Source organism: Oleiphilus sp. HI0043 (genome assembly GCF_001634935.1).
Genome location: NZ_LWEY01000449.1, coordinates 1 through 1,123, shown reverse-complemented (window position 1 = coordinate 1,123; position 1,123 = coordinate 1). Strand labels below are relative to the sequence as shown.

At 41.4% G+C, this 1,123-nt stretch carries 1 protein-coding gene and 1 pseudogene; both read right to left on the bottom strand.

What is annotated here, in order from left to right; genetic code table 11:
- Positions 1-682, bottom strand: a 682-nt coding sequence (locus tag A3729_RS05810; RefSeq protein ID WP_156497708.1) for an Ig-like domain-containing protein, incomplete at its 3' end; no start/stop codon positions are given.
- Positions 683-891: 209 nt separating this feature from the next.
- A pseudogene (locus A3729_RS32385) lies at positions 892-1,123 on the bottom strand (fructose-1,6-bisphosphate aldolase); the annotation flags it as partial.

Sequence of the window (1,123 nt, the reverse complement as noted above, 5' to 3'; positions counted from 1 at the left end):
ATAAAGTAGTGCCACTTTGACTACTTTGGATAATCGGCTCAAAGCTGTCCCCTTGATGAAAGACTGCCTGTGTACCCTCTTCATTCAAGTACTTGAAATTAAGAGTTTCGGACTCGTGCCATACGCCAGACTCCGTCGTAAACGCGACCCTCTCCCCGCCTTCAAGAAAATTACGCTCATCCTCACTTGTTGACAAATCATCTTCCACTAAATCATGTACGTCTGATTCCACTTGAAGAGTATAAGTGTTATGTAAGGCAAAACGACCACTACTCAGCCCTAATGTTAACTCAGTAGCGTCAACATCAATCAATTTACCGCTTTCTTCATCTGGTACTTTTGACTCCCCAGGGACAGTACTGTGAGAAATATTTATTTCTCGCTCAACAGGCTCTGTAATTGAGTCAGGATCGAAACTACCAGAATAAATACCAACTCGATTATCAAGTAAAGAATCTATATTCATTTTCTCACTAAATAACACAGTTGGATTTAAGTCCACGCCGTAGCTTATCTCTTCAGAATCAGGAGTGATGCGAACAATAGTCGGTGCAGTAGTATCGGTGGCAGCCTCAGGCAGACTACGAGTACCATCGCTATCACAGGCAGAAAGGCCCGAAAGAAAAATAACAACCAGGAGTATTAGTTTATTTTTCCCGGCTCTTAGGTAGTGAGAGTGCATTTAAACTCCATATAAATACAATAGTAGAAATGAATCAGGCATTTATACCATGTACCAGATGAACGCTCTATGGTTTACTTCCAAGATTGTGCGACAAGTAACAGCTTCGCTTAGAAAATATTGGACAGTTTGAGTATAAAAGTTTTAATGAGGGCTTTTTTAAACGCAATGAGAAAAAAGGCCTGAATAAATTCAGGCCCTTACCAAGGTTAAGATATCTTCGGAGCCAAAGAACCGTCTTGGTACTGTGCAAACATTGAATCAAGACTTTGAGCCTTAATCTTATCAGCACGACCAGCTGTTCCGAACGCTTCGTATCGAGCAACTACAATTTCTTTCATCGCACTTACAGTTTCTTTTAGATACTTTCTAGGGTCGAATTCTGCTGGATTCTGTGCCATAAAGCGACGCACAGCACCAGTAGAAGCCAGACGTAGATCG